General features: G+C 63.2%; 18 protein-coding genes. 14 read left to right on the forward strand and 4 right to left on the reverse strand.

What is annotated here, in order from left to right; translation table 11 throughout:
• Positions 1–10: 10 nt before the first annotated feature.
• Complete coding sequence (locus RHEC894_RS04405) at positions 11–1843, reverse strand: tetratricopeptide repeat protein (protein ID WP_085736402.1); 1833 nt, start codon at positions 1841–1843, stop codon at positions 11–13.
• Between the two features lie 133 nt (positions 1844–1976).
• Positions 1977–2993, reverse strand: coding sequence for a polyprenyl synthetase family protein (locus RHEC894_RS04410; protein WP_085736403.1), 1017 nt, complete (start codon positions 2991–2993; stop codon positions 1977–1979).
• A 108-nt stretch (positions 2994–3101) separates the two neighbouring features.
• On the opposite strand from RHEC894_RS04410, the gene RHEC894_RS04415 reads away from it, so the two are divergent.
• Both RHEC894_RS04415 and RHEC894_RS04420 read left to right on the forward strand, forming a co-directional pair.
• A complete protein-coding gene (locus RHEC894_RS04415) occupies positions 3102–3329 on the forward strand; it encodes a DUF2007 domain-containing protein (protein ID WP_085736404.1) in 228 nt (75 codons plus the stop codon).
• A gap of 7 nt (positions 3330–3336) precedes the next feature.
• The gene (locus tag RHEC894_RS04420; RefSeq protein WP_085736405.1) at positions 3337–4113 is read left to right on the forward strand and encodes a methyltransferase; all 777 of its coding nucleotides are present in this window, start codon (positions 3337–3339) and stop codon (positions 4111–4113) included.
• Between the two features lie 53 nt (positions 4114–4166).
• Here RHEC894_RS04420 and RHEC894_RS04425 read toward each other — a convergent pair whose 3' ends face one another.
• A complete protein-coding gene (locus RHEC894_RS04425; RefSeq protein WP_085736406.1) occupies positions 4167–5507 on the reverse strand; it encodes an Nramp family divalent metal transporter in 1341 nt (446 codons plus the stop codon).
• Positions 5508–5690: 183 nt separating this feature from the next.
• Here RHEC894_RS04425 and RHEC894_RS04430 point away from each other — a divergent pair, with 183 nt between their 5' ends.
• From RHEC894_RS04430 to RHEC894_RS04470, 9 genes are all read left to right on the forward strand, one after another.
• Positions 5691–6551, forward strand: coding sequence for a S49 family peptidase (locus RHEC894_RS04430; RefSeq protein WP_010069597.1), 861 nt, complete (start codon positions 5691–5693; stop codon positions 6549–6551).
• Between the two features lie 18 nt (positions 6552–6569).
• A complete protein-coding gene (locus RHEC894_RS04435; protein ID WP_003584596.1) occupies positions 6570–6761 on the forward strand; it encodes a hypothetical protein in 192 nt (63 codons plus the stop codon).
• Between the two features lie 400 nt (positions 6762–7161).
• On the forward strand, positions 7162–8118 hold the full coding sequence (locus RHEC894_RS04440; protein WP_010069596.1) for a glycine--tRNA ligase subunit alpha: 957 nt from the start codon (positions 7162–7164) through the stop codon (positions 8116–8118).
• On the forward strand, positions 8115–8666 hold the full coding sequence (locus RHEC894_RS04445) for an AAA family ATPase (RefSeq protein ID WP_010069595.1): 552 nt from the start codon (positions 8115–8117) through the stop codon (positions 8664–8666). The genes RHEC894_RS04440 and RHEC894_RS04445 overlap by 4 nt, the downstream gene beginning before the upstream one ends.
• Positions 8667–8726: 60 nt before the next feature.
• Positions 8727–9278, forward strand: coding sequence for a LemA family protein (locus RHEC894_RS04450; RefSeq protein WP_085736407.1), 552 nt, complete (start codon positions 8727–8729; stop codon positions 9276–9278).
• Between the two features lie 85 nt (positions 9279–9363).
• Positions 9364–10626 carry a 3-phosphoshikimate 1-carboxyvinyltransferase gene (aroA, locus tag RHEC894_RS04455; protein WP_085736408.1) on the forward strand — a complete coding sequence of 421 codons (1263 nt, stop codon included), beginning with the start codon at positions 9364–9366 and terminating at the stop codon, positions 10624–10626.
• A gap of 35 nt (positions 10627–10661) precedes the next feature.
• Positions 10662–12596, forward strand: a complete 1935-nt coding sequence (locus RHEC894_RS04460) for a DUF2207 domain-containing protein (protein WP_085736409.1) — start codon at positions 10662–10664, stop codon at positions 12594–12596.
• A gap of 65 nt (positions 12597–12661) precedes the next feature.
• Positions 12662–13945: a phosphoribosylamine--glycine ligase gene (gene purD / locus RHEC894_RS04465; protein WP_085736410.1), complete on the forward strand. Its 1284-nt coding sequence runs from the start codon at positions 12662–12664 to the stop codon at positions 13943–13945.
• A gap of 93 nt (positions 13946–14038) precedes the next feature.
• Entirely contained in the window at positions 14039–14524 is a 486-nt protein-coding gene (locus RHEC894_RS04470; protein WP_085736411.1) for a plant virulence effector HPE1-like domain-containing protein, read from the forward strand.
• Positions 14525–14649: 125 nt separating this feature from the next.
• On the opposite strand, the gene glyS is transcribed toward RHEC894_RS04470, so the two are convergent.
• Complete coding sequence (gene glyS / locus RHEC894_RS04475) at positions 14650–16764, reverse strand: glycine--tRNA ligase subunit beta (protein ID WP_085736412.1); 2115 nt, start codon at positions 16762–16764, stop codon at positions 14650–14652.
• 421 nt (positions 16765–17185) lie between these two features.
• Between glyS and RHEC894_RS04480 the strand changes: the two genes are divergently transcribed.
• The 3 genes from RHEC894_RS04480 to RHEC894_RS04490 all read left to right on the forward strand — a co-directional run bounded on the left by RHEC894_RS04480 (position 17186) and on the right by RHEC894_RS04490 (position 21510).
• The gene (locus tag RHEC894_RS04480; RefSeq protein WP_085736413.1) at positions 17186–19495 is read left to right on the forward strand and encodes a Tex family protein; all 2310 of its coding nucleotides are present in this window, start codon (positions 17186–17188) and stop codon (positions 19493–19495) included.
• A gap of 133 nt (positions 19496–19628) precedes the next feature.
• Entirely contained in the window at positions 19629–20888 is a 1260-nt protein-coding gene (locus RHEC894_RS04485) for a cyclopropane-fatty-acyl-phospholipid synthase family protein (protein ID WP_085736414.1), read from the forward strand.
• 40 nt (positions 20889–20928) lie between these two features.
• Entirely contained in the window at positions 20929–21510 is a 582-nt protein-coding gene (locus tag RHEC894_RS04490) for a histidine phosphatase family protein (RefSeq protein WP_085738852.1), read from the forward strand.
• Positions 21511–21582: the final 72 nt, after the last annotated feature.

Here is a 21582-nt window from a genome sequence, read left to right on the forward strand (position 1 = left end):
TTGCCGCCTGTCAGGATTTCTTGTCGACCGGCGGCGGGGTGACCGGTGCCGGGTCCGGCTGCTTCTTGTCGGCGGCTTTGGCATCGTCGCTGACAGGAGGCAGGCCGTTGGCGACCTTGTCCTTGATCTTCGGGATTTCGGCGGCTTCCGGCTCGGAGGCCAGCGCCCGGTTCCATTGATAAACGGCCTCGAGCTTGCGGCCGACGCGCCAGTAGGCGTCGCCGAGATGGTCGTTGATCGTCGCGTCGCCGGCCTTGATCTGGGCTGCCCGCTCCAATTCGTCGACGGCATCGTCGAAGCGGTTGAGGCGGAAATAGGCCCAGCCGAGCGAATCGATGATATAGCCGTCGTCAGGGCGAAGGTCGACGGCCTTCTTGATCATGCCGAGACCTTCGTCGAGATTGCGGTTCATGTCGATCCAGGAATAGCCGAGATAGTTCAGCACCTGCGGCTGGTCGGGATTGAGTTCCAGCGCCTTGCGGAAGTTCGGCTCCGCCTGGTCCCACTTCTTCAGCCGCTCATAGGCGATGCCGCGCTGGAAGAAGACGCTCCAGTTGACGCGGCCGGGAATGGGGCCGATCGCTTCGACGGCCTTGTCGTAATTGGCGGCCATCGCCTCGTAGTCCTTGGCATCGGAGAGCACGCTGCCATAGGCGAGATAGCTGCGGATGTCCTTCGGATCGGAGGCGATCAGCGCCTGCAGGTGCTTGCGCGCCTCGTCCACCTTGCCGCCCTGGGCAAGAGCAAGGCCGAGCTGCAGCTCGGAGATGCGCCGCATCGGCGAATTCTCCGGCACCTTCTTGTAGAGCGCGATGGCGCGATCCATCTGGTTCTGCTTTTCGGCAATGCCGCCGAGCAGCACCAGCGTATCGGCGCTGTTCGGATCGAGCGCATTGGCCGTCTGCAAATAGAGCGAGACGATATCCTCGGCACCATCGCGGTTCAGCGCGCCGCCGACCGAAAACAGCACGCCGGCCGCACCTTCTTCGGCGGTCTTGACCTGCTGCTCCTGCTTCTCGTCCTTTTCGATGCTGTCGCGCAACGCGTTCAGCGGCGCATAATTCGGCAGCAGATTGTCGCCGACGGAAACGGCGTCGAGCGCCTTCTGCTTGTTGCCCTGCTGGGCTTCAAGGCGGGCAAGCGCCATGACAGCGCGCATGAAGGTGTCAGGCGCCGTCGCGCCCCCTTCCTTGTCGAGCACGGCATCGTTCAGATGCTTGCGGGCGGATTTCACGTCGCCGGCAACGATGGCGATCGTCCCGGCATTGTAATTCTGGAAGATGCGGACCCAGTCCGGCCCCTTCATCTTCTCGACCATGGCGAGCGCTTCCTTGCCGCGGCCGGCGCCGACGCGGGCCCAGGCGAGCAGCAGGTCGTTCATCATCCGGTCGAGATCGTTCGGCCCCTTGTATTTGAGGATGGCTTCGGCGGACTTATAGTCGTCGCGGCGCATGGCATCCATGCCGCGCACGATCGTGGTGATGCGCTCGACGGAAGGATCGCCCTTCAGGTCGTCGGCATATTTGACGCCGTCCTTGATGTCGCCGTTGAGCAGCAGCGAGATCATCAGCCGCTGGCGGATCTCCGGATTGCCGGGCTCGATCTGCAGTGCCTTCTTGTAGAGTTCGATCGCCGTTTCATAGTCATGATCGACATCGGCCGTGCGCGCCGCGAGGAAGGCGCCGGAGAACGTGGTGACGCTGTCTGCATCGAAGCTGTCGGTCTTCGCCACATCGCCCGTCTTGGCCGCATCCTCGGCGTTCACGCCGGCGGCGACGCCGAGCGAAAGAACAGCCGCCAGTGCTGCGCTCGTAAGAAGACGGATGGCAAATCTCTGCCGCATTAGGGAAACCTTTCTTCGAGAGCGTTCCGGCGATGATGCCGGTCGCAAATCAGTTGCGATCACTGATTCATAACAGGATGGCTTTTTTGAAGCGGCGCCGCAAGAAAATCAGCCTGCAATCAAGGACGTTTGATCAGTTGACGCGCTCGATGCAGAAATCGATCACTTCCATCAGGGCGGATTTCCAGGCCGTATCGGGAAGCGGTGCAAGCGCATCGCGGGCGATCGTGCCGTAATGCACGGCGCGGCCGATCGTATCGCTGAGCGTGCCATATTTGGTGATCAGCCCCAGCGCCTTTTCGAGGTTGGCGTCGGTGCTGTTGCCGGCTTCGATCGCATCGCGCCAGAAGGCGCGCTCGTCCTCGGTGCCGCGGCGATAGGCGAGAATGACCGGCAGGGTGATCTTGCCCTCGCGGAAATCGTCGCCGACATTCTTGCCGAGATCGGCCGCCTTGCCGCCATAGTCGAGCGCGTCGTCGACGAGCTGGAAGGCAAGCCCGAGATTCATGCCATAGGACTTCAGCGCGTTGCGGCCGGATTTGCCGGCCTCGGCGACGATCGGCCCGACTTCGGCGGCGGCGGCAAAGAGCGCTGCGGTCTTGGCGCGGATGACGGCGAGATAATCGTCCTCCGTCGTCTCCATGTTCTTGGCGACGGAAAGCTGCAGCACTTCGCCTTCGGCGATCACGCAGGCGGCCGAGGACAGCACGTCGAGCGCATCGAGCGAGCCGACTTCGACCATCATGCGGAAGGCCTGGCCGAGCAGGAAGTCGCCGACCAGCACGCTTGCCTGGTTGCCCCAGATCATCCGCGCCGTCGATTTGCCGCGGCGCAGGTCGCTTTCGTCGACGACGTCGTCATGCAGCAGCGTTGCGGTATGCATGAATTCGACCGAGGTCGCCAGCTTGACGTGGTTTTCGCCCCTGTAGTCGAACAGCGCGGCGGCTGCCAGCGTCAGCATCGGCCGCAGCCGCTTGCCGCCGGACGAGATCAGATGGTTCGCCACCTCGGGGATCATCTGCACGTCGGAGCCGGCCTTGGACAAAATGAGCTGGTTCACCCGCTCCATATCCGCCCTGGTGAGATCGACCAATGGCTTGATGGATGCCAGTTTGTTTTTGCTTTCTTCAAGCGGTATGACCACGCCCAACGACCCGGACTCCTGTTCATTCATTGCACCTGACAATAGAAAGGGGCGATGGGCGCGGCAAGGGGTGAATTGTCGCGCTGAACGAAATTGGAAGGAAAACGACGGCAAATGCATGAGCTTATCCGCGCCAACGACCCCGTTCTGCTCTCCTTTGCCGAGAGTTTGATGAAGGACGCGGGAATTCACTGCTTCATCGCCGACCAGGGCATGAGCGTGCTGGAGGGCTCGCTCGGCATGCTGCCGCGCCGTCTGCTGGTGGATGAGGAGATGGCCGATCAGGCGCGCCGCATCCTGATCGATGCCGGTCTCGGCGGCGAGCTGCGCGAGAAGAAATGAGCCTGAGATGACCGGAAAGCCCACCGACACCGTCGATGCCTTCCACCGCGGCGCCTTTCATGTGGTGCAGCCGAAGGGCAGGGGCCATCGCTCCGGCATGGATGCGATGCTGCTGGCAGCCCTCGTCGCCGACGAGCGCCCGGTCAGGGTTGCCGATCTCGGCGCCGGTGCGGGAGCTGCCGGCCTTGCCGTCGCCTCGCGGCTTGCGGATGCCGAGGTGGTGCTGTTCGAGCGTTCGGCCGAGATGGCCGATTATGCCCGCCGTAGCATCCTGCTGGCAGAAAACGCCCATGTCGCCGGCCGCCTCAGTGTCGTCGAGGCCGATGTGACGCTGACCGCCAAGGCGCGCAACGATGCCGGCCTCATCGATGAGAGTTTCCACCACGTCATCATGAACCCGCCCTTCAACGATGCCGACGACCGGCGCACGCCCGATGCGCTGAAGGCCGAAGCCCATGCGATGACCGACGGCCTGTTCGAGAGCTGGATCCGCACGGCGGGCGCGATCATGATCCCGGGCGGGCAATTGTCGCTGATCGCCAGGCCGGAATCGATTGCCGAGATCGTTGACGCCTGCGGCCGGCGCTTCGGCGGCATCGAAGTGACCGCCATTCATCCGCGCCCGGGTGAAAATGCCGTTCGTATCCTGGTGACCGCGATCAAGGGATCGCGGGCGCGGCTTTCGCTACGCGCCGCCCTCATCATGCACGAAGAGGGGAGCCACAAGTTCTCCCCTCTCGTCGATGATTTCAACAATGGCCGGGCGGCCTATGCCAGGCTTTAGGGCCTCCCGCATTTCCGGACGGAAAACCGCTTCACACTTTTCCTGGAATCGCTTTAGCCGGTGACGAAGTCGAACAGCAGCTTGACGTTCAGGCCGGCGATGACGACCGCGATCAGATAGGCGATGCCGCTCAGCCAGCGCGGTGCTACGAGTTCGCCCATCTTGGCCTTGCTGGCGGTGAACATGACAAGCGGGAAGACGGCGAAGGAAAGCTGCAGGCTGAGCACCACTTGTGTGAGGATCAGAAGCTCGGCCGTGCCCTTATCGCCATACCAGATGGTGACGATCGCCGCCGGGACGATGGCGATGGCGCGGGTGATCAGCCGGCGCATCCACGGCTTCAGCCTGATCTTGAGGAAGCCTTCCATGACGATCTGGCCGGCAAGGGTCGCGGTGACGGTCGAGTTCAGGCCGCAGCACAGCAGCGCGATGCCGAACAGCGTCGGCGCGATGGCGAGACCGAGCAGCGGCGACAGCAGCGAATAGGCATCGCCGAGTTCGACGACGTCGGTCTTGCCATGGGCATTGAAGGCGGCCGCCGCCAGGATCAGGATCGAGGCGTTGATCAGCAGCGCGAAGCACAGCGCCACCGTCGAGTCGATCGTCGCGAAAGTCAGCGCCTCCTTCTTCTCACGAACGGTATGGCCATAGGCCCGCGTCTGCACGATGCCGGAATGAAGGTAGAGATTGTGCGGCATGACGGTCGCGCCGAGAATGCCGAGCGCCAGGTAGAGCATCTCCGGATTGGTGACGATCTCGGTTGTCGGGAAGAAGCCGGTAAGCACGGCGCCCCATTGCGGATCGGCAAGCAGGATCTGCACGCCGAAGCAGACCGCGATGACGCCGAGCAGCGCGATGATGAAGGCTTCCACCCAGCGGAAACCGAGCTTCTGCAGGAAGAGGATGACGAAGACGTCGAGCGCGGTGATCAGCACGCCGAGTTCGAGCGGGATGCCCATCAACAGGTTGAGGCCGATCGCCGTGCCGATCACCTCGGCGATATCGGTGGCGATGATGGCGATCTCGGCAAAGGCCCAGAGCGGCACCGAGACCCATTTCGGAAAGGCGTCGCGGCAGGCCTGTGCGAGATCGCGGCCGGACGCGATCGCCAGGCGCGCGCAGAGCGATTGCAGCACGATTGCCATCAGGTTGGAAAGCAGGGCGACGGTCAGCAGCGCATAGCCGAACTTCGAGCCGCCGGCGAGCGAGGTCGCCCAGTTGCCGGGGTCCATATAGCCGACGGCGACCATGTAGCCCGGCCCGGCGAAGGCCGCCGCCCGCCGCCATACCGAACTGTGACGCCCCGTTCCGATGGTGCGGTACACATCCGATAGCGATGCCTCGCCGCGTTCGTGCCGCCAGCCGCTGTTTGCATTCGGATTCAGGGCGTCCATGCGATTTCCACCTGTTTATCGTGAGCGTCACTATGACGGATTAGAATGATAATGCAAGTCATTCGCAACAAGAAAATCAAACTGCATGTTTTCCAGAACGCGGCCATTGCGTTTGTCGTTCCAGCGCATACATGGATGCCGATCGCGATTGACGATCGGACGACGCCAAGCGAAGGATGAGAGATGGCCGGATTGTTGAGAAAACTGCTGCCGAAACGGTTCCGCAAGGATGGTCTCACCATCCCGGTCGTCCGGCTGCAGGGCGCAATCGTCAGCGGCGGCGGTCAATTCCGGCCGGCTCTCAATCTCGCCAATGTTTCCCCGGTTCTGGAAAAGGCCTTCGCCATGAAGGACGCGCCGGCGGTTGCCATAACAATCAATTCGCCGGGCGGTTCGCCCGTCCAGTCCCGGCTGATCTTCACCCGCATTCGCGAACTCGCCCGCGAGAAGCAGAAGAAGGTGCTGGTTTTCGTCGAGGATGTCGCGGCCTCCGGCGGCTACATGATCGCGCTTGCCGGCGACGAGATCATCGCCGACGCCACCTCGATCGTCGGCTCGATCGGCGTCGTCTCCGGCGGTTTCGGTTTTCCCGAACTGTTGAAGAAGATCGGCGTCGAGCGCCGCGTCTATACCGCCGGTGAGAACAAGGTGATCCTCGATCCGTTCCAGCCGGAAAAAGAAAAGGACATCGAGTATCTGAAGAGCCTGCAGCTCGAAATCCACCAGGTCTTCATCGCCATGGTGCGCGAGCGCCGCGCCGGCAAGCTGAAGGACGATGCGGCGGTCTTCTCCGGCCTGTTCTGGAGCGGCACCCGCGGCCTCGAGCTCGGCCTCGTCGACGGGCTCGGCGACATGCGCCAGGAGTTGAAGCGGCGCTACGGCCAGAAGACCAAGCTGGAACTCGTCACCGCCGGCCGCGGCCTGTTCGGCCGCCGCATTCCCGGCGTATCGCCTGTTACACTCGAAAGTGCCGCATCCGGTCTTGCGACAGGGCTTGTCGAAGCGGCCGAAGAAAGGGCATTGTGGAGCCGCTTCGGGCTTTAAGGAGGGCGGGAGAGGGGAATGGCACAGCTTATCACGATCCTGGTCCTGGTCTTCTCAGCCTGGTGGCTCTACCGCCGCTTCGTCTCCGATGCCCGCAAGCTCGCCGAAAAGTCACGCCGCGCCGAAAAAGAGCGCCAGACCGGCGCGATCGGCACGCTGGTCAAGGACCCGGTGACCGGGGAATATCGGCTGAAGCGGGATGAGGAATAGGCGCCGATTCTCCCTTCTCCCCAGCGGGGAGAAGGTGGCCCGAAGGGTCGGATGAGGGGCTACACGGCACGCCATTCATTGCCCTTCGCCTGCGCTCAGTGCATTCGCGGCTTTGCCGCTCCCCCCTCATCTGCCTGCCGGCATCTTCTCCCCGCTGGGGCGAAGGGGAGATGCCGCAACCTCTCCGTCCCTCACCGACGTTTCACAGGGCAGGTTCCCTCTTCCCGTCGGAACGGGGGTTCGGAGGACGGGGAGAGACCCGCGGCTCGACCCCGGTCGGCTAGGGTGAGGGGCAGAGACCCTCTCCACACGGCGCCGGCTCGCTCGCAAAACCCTTGACCCCTGCGGTCCACCATGGCACCTGTCGCGCCGATAATTCCCAAGCAATCGGTGCCATCCCATGTCAGCCATCCCAGACCATATGAACCCGAAGCGCTCCTTTCAGGCGCTGATCCTGACCCTGCATAGCTACTGGGCGGACAAGGGTTGCGCGGTGCTGCAGCCCTACGACATGGAAGTCGGCGCCGGCACCTTCCACCCGGCCACCACGCTGCGTGCCCTCGGCCCCAAGCCGTGGAAGGCCGCTTACGTCCAGCCGTCCCGCAGGCCGTCCGACGGACGTTATGGCGAAAATCCCAACCGCCTGCAGCATTATTACCAGTACCAGGTCATCCTGAAGCCGAACCCGCCCAATCTGCAGGAGCTTTATCTCGGCTCGCTGGCGGCGATCGGTCTCGATCCGCTGCTGCACGACATCCGCTTCGTCGAGGACGACTGGGAAAGCCCGACGCTCGGCGCCTGGGGCCTTGGCTGGGAATGCTGGTGCGATGGCATGGAAGTCTCGCAGTTCACCTATTTCCAGCAGGTCTGCGGCATCGAATGCGCGCCGGTCGCGGGCGAACTGACCTATGGCCTCGAGCGCCTCGCCATGTATGTCCAGGGCGTCGACAATGTCTACGACCTGAACTTCAACGGCCGCGAGGGCGACGAGAAGATCAGCTATGGCGACGTCTTCCTGCAGGCCGAGCAGGAATATTCGCGTCACAATTTCGAATTCGCCAATACCGAGATGCTGCATCGCCACTTCGTCGATGCCGAGAAGGAATGCCGGGCGCTGCTCGATGCCGGCGCTCCCGGTGACAACGCCAACCAGCGCCTGCACAAATGCGTCTTCCCGGCCTATGACCAATGCATCAAGGCCAGCCACGTCTTCAACCTGCTCGACGCTCGCGGCGTCATCTCGGTGACCGAGCGCCAGAGCTATATTCTGCGGGTGCGTACGCTCGCCAAGGCCTGCGGCGAAGCCTTCCTGCTGACCGACGCCGGCGGCGTCAACCTGGGCAAAGAGGCGGCGTGACGCAAAACCCTGTCGGCCGTATCATCCATATCAACGGCTGGCCGGGCACTGGAAAGCTGACTGTCGGTCGCTTGCTGGCAAAAAGGCTCGGCGCGCGCCTCATCGACAATCATACACTGCTCAATCCTGCCGAAGCTCTTTTCGCCCGCGGCAACCCTTTGCATGCATCACTGCGTGAGCAGATTCGACGAGCGGTATTTGACCACGCCGTGCGCGCCGATCCGGCTGAAAGCTTCGTCTTTACCGATGCTCTGGCGGACGACGAGCACGATAGTGCAATGTTTTCCTGGTATCTCGATCTGGCTGCCGCCAGAGGCGCGGATCTTGTCGCGGTTCTCCTCGATTGCGCCCCGGAGGAGAATGCCAGACGCCTCATCTCTCCCGGCCGATCAGAGGCGCTCAAGTTGACGGATACGGCGAGGCTGCAACAGCTCCGGGCAAACTATAAGCTGTTGCGTGGACTGGCTGAACGCACCATCGAAATGGATACGACGGACCTTTCGCCGGAGCAGACGACGGCCCGAATCCTTGCCGATATCGGCGTTTGACGAAAGCCGGCAATCCCGCGTAGTCTCCGCGCGAACATTACTTCGCTGCGGGGATTCGCGATGTATATTGCACTTGGCGTCATTGTTGTCATCGCGCTCTACGTCGTCTTCATCTACAACGGCCTTGTTCGTTCCCGGCAGATGGCGGAGGAAGCCTGGTCGGGCATCGACGTGCAGCTCAAGCGCCGCGCCGATCTGATCCCGAACCTGATCGAAACGGTCAAGGGTTATGCTGCCCATGAGAAGTCGACGCTCGAAGAGGTAGTTGCGCTGCGCAACAAGGCGCAGGCCGTGCCATCGGGCGATGTCGCGGGCAGGGCGCAGGCGGAGGGGTTGCTCGGCCAGGCGCTGGGGCGGGTCATCGCGCTCGCCGAGGCCTATCCGGATCTGAAGGCCAACCAGAATTTTGCCGAGCTCCAGGCTTCGCTGGAAACTATGGAAGGCGAGTTGCAGATGGCGCGGCGTTATTACAATGGTGCGGCCCGAGACCTGAACGTCAAGGTCGAAAGCTTCCCCTCCAATCTCGTCGCCGGCCAGTTCGGTTTTGCGAAGCGCGAGTATTTCGAGATCACCAATGAGGCCGATCGCGCCGTCCCGAGCGTCAAATTCTGACGATCCGGCATTTTGCCTTTGCGAAAAAGCGATTAAGAGCAGGGGCAGATTGCGGCCGAAGGCTCGCCTATACGGAAGACTTAGCATGACACGCACAGCCAAACTCACGATCATCCCGCCGGGCCGGCCGCTTTCGGGCCGCGCCATGCCGCCGGGGTCCAAGTCGATTACCAATCGCGCCCTGCTGCTCGCCGGCCTTGCCAAGGGCACGAGCCGGCTGACCGGTGCGCTGAAGAGTGACGATACGCGTTATATGGCCGATGCGCTGCGTGCGATGGGTGTTGCGATCGACGAGCCCGACGACACCACCTTCGTCGTCACCGGCAGCGGCAGGCTGCAGCCGCCGAAGGCGTCGCTTTTCCTCGGCAATGCCGGCACGGCGACACGCTTCCTGACGGCAGCGGCTGCCCTGGTCGACGGCACCGTTGTCGTCGATGGCGACGAACATATGCGCAAACGCCCGATCGGTCCGCTGGTCGAGGCGATGCGCACGCTCGGCATCGATGTCACCGCCGAAACCGGCTGCCCGCCGGTTACCGTCAAAGGCACCGGCCGCTTCCAGGCCGACCGCATTCGCATCGATGGCGGCCTCTCCAGCCAGTATGTCTCGGCGCTGCTGATGATGGCGGCCGGCGGCGACCGGCCGGTCGATATCGAACTCGTCGGCGAGGATATCGGCGCGCTCGGCTATATCGATCTGACCACCGCGGCGATGAAGGCCTTCGGCGCCAGGGTCGAAAAGATCAGCCCGGTCACCTGGCGCGTCGAGCCGACCGGCTACAGTGCCGCCGACTTCATCGTTGAGCCTGACGCCTCGGCTGCGACCTATCTATGGGCCGCCGAAGTGCTGACCGGCGGCGCGATCGATCTCGGTGTTCCCGCCGACGCCTTTTCGCAGCCGGATGCCCGCGCCTATGACATGATCGCCCGTTTTCCGCAGTTGCCCGCCGAAATCGACGGTTCGCAGATGCAGGATGCGGTTCCGACGCTGGCCGTGCTCGCCGCCTTCAACGCGACGCCGGTCCGCTTCGTCGGTATCGCCAATCTGCGCGTCAAGGAATGCGACCGCATCCGGGCGCTTTCCTCCGGCCTCAACCGCATCCTTCCCGGCCTTGCCCGTGAAGAGGGCGACGATCTGATCGTAAGGTCCGATCCGGCCCTTGCGGGAAAACGCCTGCCGGCCGAGATCGATACCTTTGCCGATCATCGCATCGCCATGAGTTTCGCGCTCGCCGGGTTGAAGATCGACGGCATCACCATTCTCGATCCCGATTGCGTCGGCAAGACCTACCCCGCCTATTGGCGGACGCTTGCCGCCCTCGGCGTGACATATCAGGACAATGATTGAGGAGAAGCAGCCGAGGCTGCCGGCGGGAGACAGGGATGGGGCGTCGGTTTTTCGGATTTTGTTTTGCACTGCTCTTGATGTTTGCCGCGCCGGCGGCCTTTGCCGCCGAGGTGATCGACAGCTTCGCCGCCGACATCGCGCTCGAAAAGAGCGGTGCGATGACAGTGACGGAAACGATTACCGTCAATGCCGAGGGCAACCGGATCAATCACGGCATCTTCCGTGATTTCCCGCTCTATTTCACCGATGCCGCAGGCCGCCGCCGCAGCGTCGATTTCGATATGGTGTCGGTCACCCGCGACGGCGCGGACGAGCCCTGGCACACTGAATCGATTTCGGACGGCATCCGCATCTATGCCGGCTCCGCCGAGGTGACGGTGATGCCGGGCCGCCACCGCTATGTCTTCACCTACAAGACCAACCGCCAGATCCGCTATTTCGACGATCATGACGAACTTTACTGGAACGTCACCGGCAATGGCTGGCTCTTCCCGATCCGCTCGGCCACGGCGACGGTGACGCTGCCGCCTGGTGTCAGGGCGACGGAGACCGTCTTCTTCACCGGCCCTCAGGGCGCCAGGGGAAAGGACGCCAGCGTCAGCGACAACGGGGCCGGCCTTACCTTTTCCACCACCGCGCCGCTCGATGCCAAGGAAGGGCTAACTTTCGCGATCCGCATGCCGAAGGGCTCGATCGATCCGCCGAGCGCCGATATGGAAAGCAACTGGTGGATCAAGGACAACCGTGATTATTTCATCGGCTTCGGCGGCCTGATCCTGGTTTTCGCCTATTATCTCAGATCATGGCTGAAGGTCGGCCGCGATCCTGCCCGCGGCGTCGTCGTGCCGCGCTGGGACGCGCCTGACGGTATCTCGCCGGCGCTGGTCAACTACATCGACAATAAGGGATTTTCCGGGGGGGGCTGGACGGCGCTTTCCGCCACGGCGCTCAATCTGGCGGTCCGTGGTTACGTCAAACTCGAAGACCTGAAGAATTCGATCGTCATCCGCGGCACCGGCAAAGCGCTCGGCAAGGAGAAATTCCAGGCCGGCGAGATCGAGCTGCTGAGGGTCGCCGGCGGTGAAGGCAGAACGCTGACGATCGACAAGGCCAATGGCGAGCGAGTGAAATCCGTCGGCCAGTCCTTCCGTTCGGCGATCGAGAAGGAACACCGTGGCAAATATTACAATGCCAACCTCGGCTATACCATAGGCGGCATCGCGCTCAGCGCCGCCGCCCTGGTGACGCTGTTCGTCTTTGGGTCGCTGGAGCCGGACACGATCGCGCTGATACTGATCCCGACTGCCATCTCGGTTTTCGTTGCGGTTTTCGTTGCCGGCTTCGTCCGGTCGCTGCATCGCGGCAGTTCGCTGTTCGGCAAGATCATTGCCATCATCGCCGCGGCGATCGGCGTTTTCGTCGGCATCGGCATCCTGTCGGCCATGGTCCTGGCGCTCGCCTCCTCGCTGGTGAAGCTGCACGAAACGCCCATGCTCTTTGCCGTCGGCGGCATCGTGCTGCTCAACATCCTGTATTTCTTCATCATGGGCGCACCGACGCCGCTTGGCGCCAGGATGATGGACGGGATAGACGGCCTGCGCCAATATCTGACGCTGGCCGAGAAAGACCGGATGAACACGGCTGGCGCTCCGCAGATGTCGCCGCAGCATTTCGAGACGTTGCTGCCCTATGCGGTGGCGCTCGGCGTCGAAAAACCCTGGTCGCGCACCTTCGAGGCCTGGCTTGCGGCCGCTGCCGCCGGTGCGGCCGCGGCCTATGCGCCCGGCTGGTATTCCGGCAATTTCAACAGCGGCAGCTTCTCCGATCGCATCGGCGGCTTTTCCTCGTCGATGGCCTCGACCATCGCCTCGACCATACCCGCGCCGCCGCCGTCGAGTTCATCCTCCGGTTTTTCCGGCGGCGGCTCGTCCGGCGGCGGTGGCGGCGGCGGCGGCGGGGGAGGCTGGTAAGCTTTCGCGCTTGACCTTTCGCCCCTTGGCCCTTAACCGCCAGAGGCAAAAGGAAAGGGTGGCGCATGAAGGTTCTGTTGATCGGATCGGGCGGACGCGAGCATGCGCTCGCCTGGAAGCTGGCGCAATCGCCGTTGCTGAGCGAATTCTATGCCGCACCCGGCAATCCCGGCATTGGCGAACATGCCGTCCTCGTGCCTGTGAATATCGAGGATCACGAGGCAGTGGCCGCCTTCTGCAAGGACAAGGCGATCGATTTCGTCGTCGTCGGCCCGGAGGCGCCGCTGGTGGCCGGCCTCGCCGACCGGCTGCGCGCCGATGGCCTTGTGGTTTTCGGCCCCTCGGCCGGCGCTGCCCAGCTCGAAGGTTCCAAGGGCTTCACCAAGGATATCTGCGCCCGCTACGGCATTCCCACCGGCGCCTACCAGCGCTTCAACAATGCACCGAAGGCCAAGGCCTATATCCGCGCTCAGGGCGCGCCGATCGTCGTCAAGGCCGACGGCCTTGCCGCCGGCAAGGGCGTGACGGTGGCGATGACGCTGGATGAGGCGCTTGATGCCGTCGACGACTGCTTCGAGGGCGCCTTCGGCGCGGCTGGGGCCGAAGTCGTCGTCGAAGCCTATCTCGATGGCGAAGAGGCGAGCTTCTTCTGCCTCTGCGATGGAAAACATGCGCTGCCGCTTGCAACCGCTCAGGATCACAAGCGGGTGGGCGAGGGCGATACCGGCGTCAACACCGGCGGCATGGGCGCCTATTCGCCGGCCCCTGTGATGACCGCCGAGATGGTCGAGCGCACCATGAAGGAGATCATCGAACCGACGATGCGCGGCATGGCCGAGAGCGGTCATCCCTTCTCCGGCGTGTTTTTCGCCGGGCTGATGATCACCGCGAAAGGACCGGAGCTGATCGAATACAATGTCCGCTTCGGTGATCCCGAATGCCAGGTGATGATGATGCGGTTGAAGAGCGATCTGCTGCCGCTGCTGCTCGCCACCGCCAACGGTACGCTCGATCAGGTGAAAGCCGAATGGAGCGACGATCCGGCCCTGACGGTGGTCATGGCCTCCAAGGGTTATCCCGCCGCCTACGAGAAGAACACGCCGATCCTCTCGCTGCCGGATGCCGGCGAGGGCGAGAAGGTGTTTCATGCCGGCACGGCTTTGAAGGACGGCGCGCTGGTTGCGACCGGCGGCCGCGTGCTCAACGTCACCGCATCGGGTGGCACGGTCGCCGCGGCCAAGGACCGCGCCTACGCGCTGCTCGACAGGGTGAAGTGGGAAAACGGCTTCTGCCGGCGCGACATCGGCTGGCGGGCAATCGAGCGCGAGACTGGCTCGGACAAAGTATAAACCGGCACGTTCTTTAAATTTTTACCCTTTCCTCTGACGGGATGGAAACAAAGCTGCGTTATACCGCTCCTACGGTAAGACGGAGGTGCGTTGATGCGTCAGATTTTCTTCGGTGCGGCAGTCCTGCTGATGGCAGGCCCGGTGATGGCCTCCTCGATCGAGGTGGTCGGTACGGCTGCCCCGCGCGCTGACGGAAGTATCGTCACTGAAAGCTGTGCCGATTGCCCGCCGTTGCAGGCCGATGCGACCAAAAAGGACTATACGGTGCCGGAACTGAAGCCCGGCGTCCTTCAGGCGAGCGAAGTCCGCGATGTCGGCGGCGAAAAGAAGATCTATCGCACCGAAGGCTGGATGGGCGGCTCGCCCGTTCTCTTCGTCAGCAAGGCGACCCCGGAGGCGATGGTTGCCGCTGTCCCGCCGGCACCGCCCGCAGACGGGATCGACATGAACGCGAAGACCGCGGCCGTCATCGGCGGCGATGCCAAGCCCGTTGTGGCCGGCATGGCCGAACAGCCGGCGGGCCTCGACACCTCCGAATTCAAGCTACGTTTCCAAGGCAATTCCGCCATCGCAAGATAAGGTTCCCTGCCCCGCCTGATCAAGGTTCCGATCGTTTGGGGTTCCACCTCGGTGGAGCGAATGCACCCTCGATGAGCAGCGGGGGTGCATTCTTGTTTTGAGGGCCTACTGCAAAGAGCAGAACGTCAACCCGAAATCTTCGAGAAATCCGCCACCGTTCCTGTCGCTTCGCGGATCAGCCGCAGCAAGGCGAGGCGGTTGGCCCGGATGGCGGCGTCTTCGTCGTTGACGAGCACGTCTTCGAAGAAGCGGTCGACCGGGCCGCGCAGCTTGGAAAGTGCTGCCATCGCCGAGCGGAAATCTTCTCCGGCGACGGCATCAGCCGCCTCCTTCGATGCGGCCGATATTGCCGCAAACAGTTCCTTTTCGGCATCGAGCTTCAGAAGGGCGGGCGAAACGGCGTCGGCGATCACGGTGCCCTTCTTCTCCTCGGCGGCGAGCAGCTGCGTCGCGCGCTTGGTGCCGGCAAGCAGGTTCTTGCCGTCCTCGGAGGTGATGAAGGCCGTCAGTGCTTCGACGCGGCGCGCCACCATCAGCAGGTCGTCGGCTTCAGGCGTCAGCACGGCGTCGATGAGATCGTGACGGGCGCCCTGGTCGCGCAGATAGACCTTGAGACGGTCGTGGAAGAAGGAGAGGAGATCGGTGTCCTTTGATGTCGCCAGGAGCGGCAGGCGAACCCTGCGCTCCAGCAGGATTCTGACGACACCGAGTGCGGCGCGGCGCAGAGCGAAGGGATCTTTGGAGCCTGTCGGCTTTTCATCGATCGCCCAGAAGCCGATCAGCGTATCGAGCTTATCCGCAAGAGCGACCGTGATCGCTACCTTGTCCTCCGGCACGCGGTCCGATGGGCCTTGCGGCTTGTAGTGATCCTCGATCGCCGCGGCAACCGAGGCATTCTCGCCCTGCAGCACCGCATATTTACGGCCCATCAAGCCCTGCAATTCCGGGAATTCTCCGACAGCCTCGGTGCGCAGGTCGGCCTTGGCGAGCACGGCAGCGCGATCCACGAGAGCCGCGTCCGCGCCGGTAATTTTCGCCAGCTCCGATGCCAGCGCCCGAATGCGGGCGACGCGGGCTCCCTGCGTGCCAAGCTTGGCATGGAAGGTGACGTCGAGCGCATCGAGCTTGGCCATGCGCTGGTCGAGCGGCTGCTTCAGGTCGAGGCCGAATTTTGCGGCAGATGCCTCGAGCGTCTCAAGATCCGGCAGGTTGCCCTGGTCGCGCTTCCAGAAATGCAGCGCGTCCGAAAGCCGGGCCCGCACCACCTTGCCGTTGCCGTGGACGATTTCCTTGCCGCCGTCATGCGCCTGGATATTGGAGACCAGGATGAATTTGTTCGAAAGCGTCTCTTCACCCTGTTTGCGGGTAACGAAGCACTTCTGATTGGTCTTGATCGTCAGCCGGATGATCTCCGAGGGAATGGAGAGATAATCCTCCTCGAAGCTGCCCATCAGCACCTGCGGCCATTCGACGAGACCGGAGACTTCCTCCAGCAGGCCTTCGTCTTCCACCAGTTCGAGGCCATTGGCGAAGGCGATGTCGCGGGCGTCGTGCAGGATGATGTCCTTGCGCCGCTCGGCATCGAGGATGACCTTGGCCTTTTCCAGGCTCGCCGCATAATCGTCGAAGCGTCGCACCGTGATCGCCTCGGGCGCATGGAAGCGATGGCCATAGGTGATGTTGGAAGCGGTGAGGCCGTCGATCTCGAAGGGAATGACGGTAGTTTCTTCATGCTCCGGGCCGAAGGTGCAGACGATCGACTGCAGCGGCCGCACCCAGCGAAGCGCGCCGGGCCTGGACGATGCCTTGCCCCAGCGCATCGATTTCGGCCAGGGAAAATCGCGGATGATGCCCGGCATGACTTCGGCGACGATCTCTTCCGTCGCGCGGCCAGGCTTTGAAATCACCGCGACGTAGAAATCACCCTTCTTCGGATCGCTCACCACCTGCGCCTCGGAGACCGACGACAGGCCGGCGCCGCGCAGAAAGCCTTCGATTGCCTTCTCATTGGCGTCGGTGCGCGGTCCCTTGCGTTCCTCGCGCACGTCGGCGGAGCGCGCCGTCAGGCCGTGAATATCGAGCGCCAGCCGGCGCGGCGTCCAATATTCGCGCGCGCCCTCATAGGACAGACCCGCTTCGACAAGCGCATCGGTGACGAGCTTCTTCAGGTCGCCGGCAGCCTTGCGCTGCATGCGGGCCGGAATCTCTTCGGAGCGGAGTTCGAGAAGAAGGTTTGGCATGTCACTCTTTTCCTTGCGCCCGCGGGCAGGGCGATCCAAAAACGTTGCTTCTGCTATCAAAGAATGCCGCATCTGCACAACCGCAAAAACGGCGGAGCGCGAAGGGTGGACGATTGGTAGGCGTTGTGCCGAGTGGCCCCCTCATCTGCCTGCGGCATCTTCTCCCCGCTGGGGAGAAGGGGAATCGTGGCAACGTCTCTTTTTCCTAGAAACGTCTGCAGTGGAAAGAGAGGCACGCGGCTGCTCCCCTCTTCTCCCCAGCGGGGAGAAGGTGGCCCGTAGGGTCGGATGAGGGGGCCACACGGCACAATGCCGATGATCCTTGATTCCATCAACTTCCGCTGTGGAAACCACAGTCGGGCATTGCCTTGCCGCTTTTCGCCGCTATGGTCCCGCAACTTTCGTCGGAACAGGAAATCCCATGGCCGCTGACCTCCGCTTTCTCGCAGCCCGTATCTCGGCCGAAATCAACGCCCGGCCGGACCAGGCCAAAGCCGCCATCGAGCTGCTCGACGAGGGCGCCACCGTGCCCTTCATCGCCCGCTACCGCAAGGAAGTGACGGGCGGGCTCGATGACACGCAACTGCGCGATCTCGCCGAGCGGCTGGTCTATCTGCGCGAACTCGAGGCTCGGCGCGACACGATCGTCGAATCGATCACCGCCCAGGGCAAGATGACCGACGAGTTGATGACCAAGGTCGCGGGCGCCGCAACCAAGGCCGAGCTCGAGGATCTCTATCTGCCCTACAAGCCGAAGCGCCGCACCCGCGCCGAAATCGCCCGCGAACGCGGCCTCGGCCCGCTTGCCGAGGCGATCCTGGCCGAGCGCGGCCGGGAGCCGGCGGTGCTCGCCGAAGGCTTCATCACCGCCGATGTGACTGACGTAAAGACGGCGCTCGAAGGCGCGCGCGACATCATCGCCGAAGGTATTGCCGAAAATGCCGACCTGCTCGGCAGATTGCGCGCCCACATGCGCCAGGCGTCCCTGCTGAAGGCCAGGGTCGTCGACGGCAAGCAGGCGGCGGGCGAAAAGTTTTCCGATTATTTCGACCATTCCGAACGCTGGGCGACCGCGCCCGGCCACCGTGCGCTCGCCATGCTGCGCGGCTGGAACGAGGAGGTGCTGACGCTGACGATCGAGGCCGACGCCGAGACCCTCTCGCCGAACAAGCCGGTCGAACGCATGATCGCTGCCGCCTACGAGATCGGTGCGAGCCGCCCCGGCGACCGCTGGCTGATGGAGGTCGCAAGCTGGACCTGGCGCGTCAAGCTCTCCATGTCGCTCTCGCTCGACCTGATGCGCGAACTGCGTGAGAGGGCCGAAGAAGAGGCGATCCATGTCTTCGCCCGCAATCTCAAGGATCTGCTGCTGGCGGCACCCGCCGGCTCGCGCGCGACGATGGGCCTCGATCCCGGCATCCGCACCGGCGTCAAGGTCGCCGTCGTCGACGGCACCGGCAAGGTGGTTGCGACATCGACGGTCTGTCCCTTCCAGCCGCGGAACGACGTGCGCGGCGCCCAGATCGAGCTCGCATCGCTGATCCGCAAGCACAATGTCGAGCTGATCTCGATCGGCAACGGCACCGGCAGCCGCGAGACCGAAAAGCTGGTGGCCGACATGCTGGCTGAGCTTCCGGCGCCGAAGCCGACCAAGGTCATCGTCTCGGAAGCCGGCGCCTCGGTCTATTCCGCCTCGGCAACCGCAGCGGCCGAGTTTCCCGATCTCGACGTGTCGCTGCGCGGTGCCGTCTCCATCGCGCGGCGCCTGCAGGATCCCTTGGCCGAACTCGTCAAGATCGAGCCGAAGTCGATCGGCGTCGGCCAGTATCAGCACGATGTCGACCAGCAGAAGCTGTCGCGTTCGCTCGATGCCGTGGTGGAAGACGCGGTGAATGCCGTCGGCGTCGATCTCAACACCGCGTCGGCGCCGCTGCTGTCCCGCGTCTCCGGCCTCGGCCCCTCGATCGCCGATGCCATCGTCCGCCACCGCGACAGCGAGGGCCGTTTCGAGACCCGGCGCGATCTGTTGAAGGTCGCAAGACTTGGCGGGCGCACCTTCGAGCAATGTGCCGGCTTCCTGCGCATCCCCAACGGCAAGGAGCCGCTCGATGCCTCCTCCGTCCATCCGGAAGCCTATGGCGTCGCCAAGAAGATCGTCGCCGCCTGCGGCCGCGATCTGCGCGCGCTGATGGGCGACAGCGCCGTCTTGAAATCTGTTGATCCGCGCCAGTTCATCGACGAGAAATTCGGCCTGCCGACGGTGAAAGACATCCTCTCGGAACTGGAAAAGCCCGGCCGCGACCCGCGTCCGAGCTTCAAGACCGCGACCTTCGCCGAGGGCGTCAATGAAATTTCCGATCTCAAGCCCGGCATGGTGCTGGAAGGCACGGTGACCAATGTCGCCGCCTTCGGCGCCTTCGTCGATATCGGCGTGCACCAGGATGGCCTGGTGCATGTGTCTCAGCTCGCCGACCGTTTCGTCAAGGATCCGCACGAGGTCGTCAAGGCTGGTGACGTCGTCAAGGTGCGGGTCGTCGAGGTCGACGCCAAGCGCAAGCGCATCGCTCTGTCGATGAAACGGGATGACGGTTCTGCAGCACCGCCGCCGCGTGGTGATTCTCGCGGAAACCAGGGCTCGCGGCCGCAGAACGAAAGACGGCCGGCCGCGCCGAAACAGGAGAGCCAGGGTGCCTTCGGCGCCGCGCTGGCCGAAGCGATGAAGCGAAAATAAGGGCTTAGCTGGCATTTCGGCAAAAATGCAACAGTTTGGCAGCGTTCTTTACAGAGTGCTAAATCCGGCGCTTGTAAGGCGAAAGAGATCGCCTAAGTTGATGTGACCATCCTGTCACATTTGCGAGGCGTCCATGGCGTCGGCTTTCTTATCGATCGTCCAGCAAATCATCCGCAAGGGTTCGTTGAAACTTACCCTTGCCAATGGCGACACTCATATGATCGGCGACGGCACCGGCGACATGGTGGTCGCCCGGCTTGCCGATCAGGAGGCCGAAGACGCCATCCGCCGCGACCCGACGATGAAGCTCGGGGAAATGTACATGCAGGGCCGGTTCATTCTCGAACAGGGCAACATCTATGATTTCCTGTCGCTGGTGAAGCAGAACACCACCAACGAAATCTTCGATTTCAAGATGGCGGCACTGCTTCTCGGTCGCATTGCGTTGCAGCAGCTGAAGAGCCGCCTGCCGGTCAATCGCAACAAGCACAATGTCGCCCATCATTACGACCTGTCGGCCAAGCTCTTCGATCTTTTCCTCGATGAGGACTGGCAATATTCCTGCGCCTATTTCGACCCGCCGGGCATCGGTCTCGACGAGGCGCAGCTTGCCAAGAAACGCCATATCGCCGCCAAGCTTCTCCTTGAGCCCAACCAGCGGATCCTGGAGATCGGCTCGGGCTGGGGCGGCATGGGCATGTATCTGGCGGAGGCGACCGAAGGCGCCGATTTTACCGGCATCACGCTCAGCGAAGAACAGCTGAAGGTCTCGCGTGACCGGGCTGCAAAGCGCGGCCTTGACGATCGGATACGTTTCGAGCTGCAGGATTATCGCAGCATGACCGGCAAAAAGTTCGACCGCATCGTCTCGGTCGGCATGTTCGAACATGTCGGGATCGGCAATTACCCTAACTTCTTCCGCAAGGTAGCTGATCTGCTCGACGATAACGGCGTCATGGTGCTGCATTCGATCGGCCGTCCGAGGCCGGCCTTCGGCACCAACGCCTTCATCGAAAAGTATATTTTTCCCGGCGGTTATATCCCGTCCGTCGGCGAAGTCGTGCCGCCGCTCGAAAAGGCCGGGCTGCTGGTCCGGGATGTTGAAATCCTGCCGATGCATTATGCCTATACGCTGCGCCACTGGCGCGAGCGCTTCGTGGCGCGCAAGGCCGAAGCGGTGGCGCTTTACGACGAGCAGTTCTTCCGCATGTGGGAATTCTATCTGGCCGGCTCGGAAATCGGCTTCCGCTGGGACGAACTCTTCATCCTGCAGATCCAGATCGCCAAGAACCAGTTCACCGTTCCCGACAACCGCAATTACATTGCGCGCAACGAAGCCAAGCTGAAGGAATTCGAGGCGAGGCGCCCCCCGCTCGAAAAGGTGACCTTCTGAGCGGTGGCACCCGTGCCGGTCATAATGAAAGGGCATGCCGATGAGCAGTGCGTTTCCCGAGATCTATCTGGTCCGCCACGGCGAAACCGAATGGAGCCTGTCCGGGCGCCATACCGGCCGCAGCGATATTCCCCTGACTGTGAACGGCGAGGCCGCCGCCCGTAAGCTGACCGAACGGCTTTCCGGCCTTTCCTTCTCCGCCGTCTGGTCGAGCCCATCGGCGCGGGCCCGCACGACCTGCGCGCTCGCCGGTTTCGGATCGGGCGCGGTGATCAGGGAGGATCTCGCCGAATGGGATTACGGCGCCTATGAAGGCATCACCACCAAAGCGATCCTGGCCGCCCGCCCGGGCTGGCAGCTCTTTCGCGACGGCTGCCCGAACGGCGAGTTCGCCGCCGATGTCGGCGCTCGCGCCGACGCCGTCATCCATGCGCTTCGCGAGGCCACCGGCACCATCCTGATTTTCTCCAGTTCGCATTTCCTGCGCGTGCTCGCCGCCCGCTGGCTCGGCCTGCCGCCGGAAGGCGGCGCATATTTCTCGCTGGATACGGCTTCTATCAGCGTGCTCGGTTACGAACATGATCTGACGGAGCCGGTCATTCGCCGGTGGAACCAGCGGTAGGAATGCTGAGGGGGACTTCAGGATAACTGATGGTCGTTGGCGGTGTGCCGTGTGGCCCCCTCATCCGGCCCT

Source organism: Rhizobium sp. CIAT894, assembly GCF_000172795.2.
In the GTDB taxonomy this organism is placed as follows: domain Bacteria; phylum Pseudomonadota; class Alphaproteobacteria; order Rhizobiales; family Rhizobiaceae; genus Rhizobium.

What these genes read in the sequence shown, in the direction of transcription:
- RHEC894_RS04405 (WP_085736402.1), bottom strand. Translation starts at nt 1,843, where the DNA reads ATGCGGCAGAGATTTGCCATCCGTCTTCTTACGAGCGCAGCACTGGCG.
- RHEC894_RS04415 (WP_085736404.1), top strand. Translation starts at nt 3,102, where the DNA reads ATGCATGAGCTTATCCGCGCCAACGACCCCGTTCTGCTCTCCTTTGCC.
- RHEC894_RS04420 (WP_085736405.1), top strand. Translation starts at nt 3,337, where the DNA reads ATGACCGGAAAGCCCACCGACACCGTCGATGCCTTCCACCGCGGCGCC.
- RHEC894_RS04425 (WP_085736406.1), bottom strand. Translation starts at nt 5,507, where the DNA reads ATGGACGCCCTGAATCCGAATGCAAACAGCGGCTGGCGGCACGAACGC.
- RHEC894_RS04430 (WP_010069597.1), top strand. Translation starts at nt 5,691, where the DNA reads ATGGCCGGATTGTTGAGAAAACTGCTGCCGAAACGGTTCCGCAAGGAT.
- RHEC894_RS04435 (WP_003584596.1), top strand. Translation starts at nt 6,570, where the DNA reads ATGGCACAGCTTATCACGATCCTGGTCCTGGTCTTCTCAGCCTGGTGG.
- RHEC894_RS04440 (WP_010069596.1), top strand. Translation starts at nt 7,162, where the DNA reads ATGTCAGCCATCCCAGACCATATGAACCCGAAGCGCTCCTTTCAGGCG.
- RHEC894_RS04450 (WP_085736407.1), top strand. Translation starts at nt 8,727, where the DNA reads ATGTATATTGCACTTGGCGTCATTGTTGTCATCGCGCTCTACGTCGTC.
- aroA (WP_085736408.1), top strand. Translation starts at nt 9,364, where the DNA reads ATGACACGCACAGCCAAACTCACGATCATCCCGCCGGGCCGGCCGCTT.
- RHEC894_RS04460 (WP_085736409.1), top strand. Translation starts at nt 10,662, where the DNA reads ATGGGGCGTCGGTTTTTCGGATTTTGTTTTGCACTGCTCTTGATGTTT.
- purD (WP_085736410.1), top strand. Translation starts at nt 12,662, where the DNA reads ATGAAGGTTCTGTTGATCGGATCGGGCGGACGCGAGCATGCGCTCGCC.
- RHEC894_RS04470 (WP_085736411.1), top strand. Translation starts at nt 14,039, where the DNA reads ATGCGTCAGATTTTCTTCGGTGCGGCAGTCCTGCTGATGGCAGGCCCG.
- glyS (WP_085736412.1), bottom strand. Translation starts at nt 16,764, where the DNA reads ATGCCAAACCTTCTTCTCGAACTCCGCTCCGAAGAGATTCCGGCCCGC.
- RHEC894_RS04480 (WP_085736413.1), top strand. Translation starts at nt 17,186, where the DNA reads ATGGCCGCTGACCTCCGCTTTCTCGCAGCCCGTATCTCGGCCGAAATC.
- RHEC894_RS04485 (WP_085736414.1), top strand. Translation starts at nt 19,629, where the DNA reads ATGGCGTCGGCTTTCTTATCGATCGTCCAGCAAATCATCCGCAAGGGT.
- RHEC894_RS04490 (WP_085738852.1), top strand. Translation starts at nt 20,929, where the DNA reads ATGAGCAGTGCGTTTCCCGAGATCTATCTGGTCCGCCACGGCGAAACC.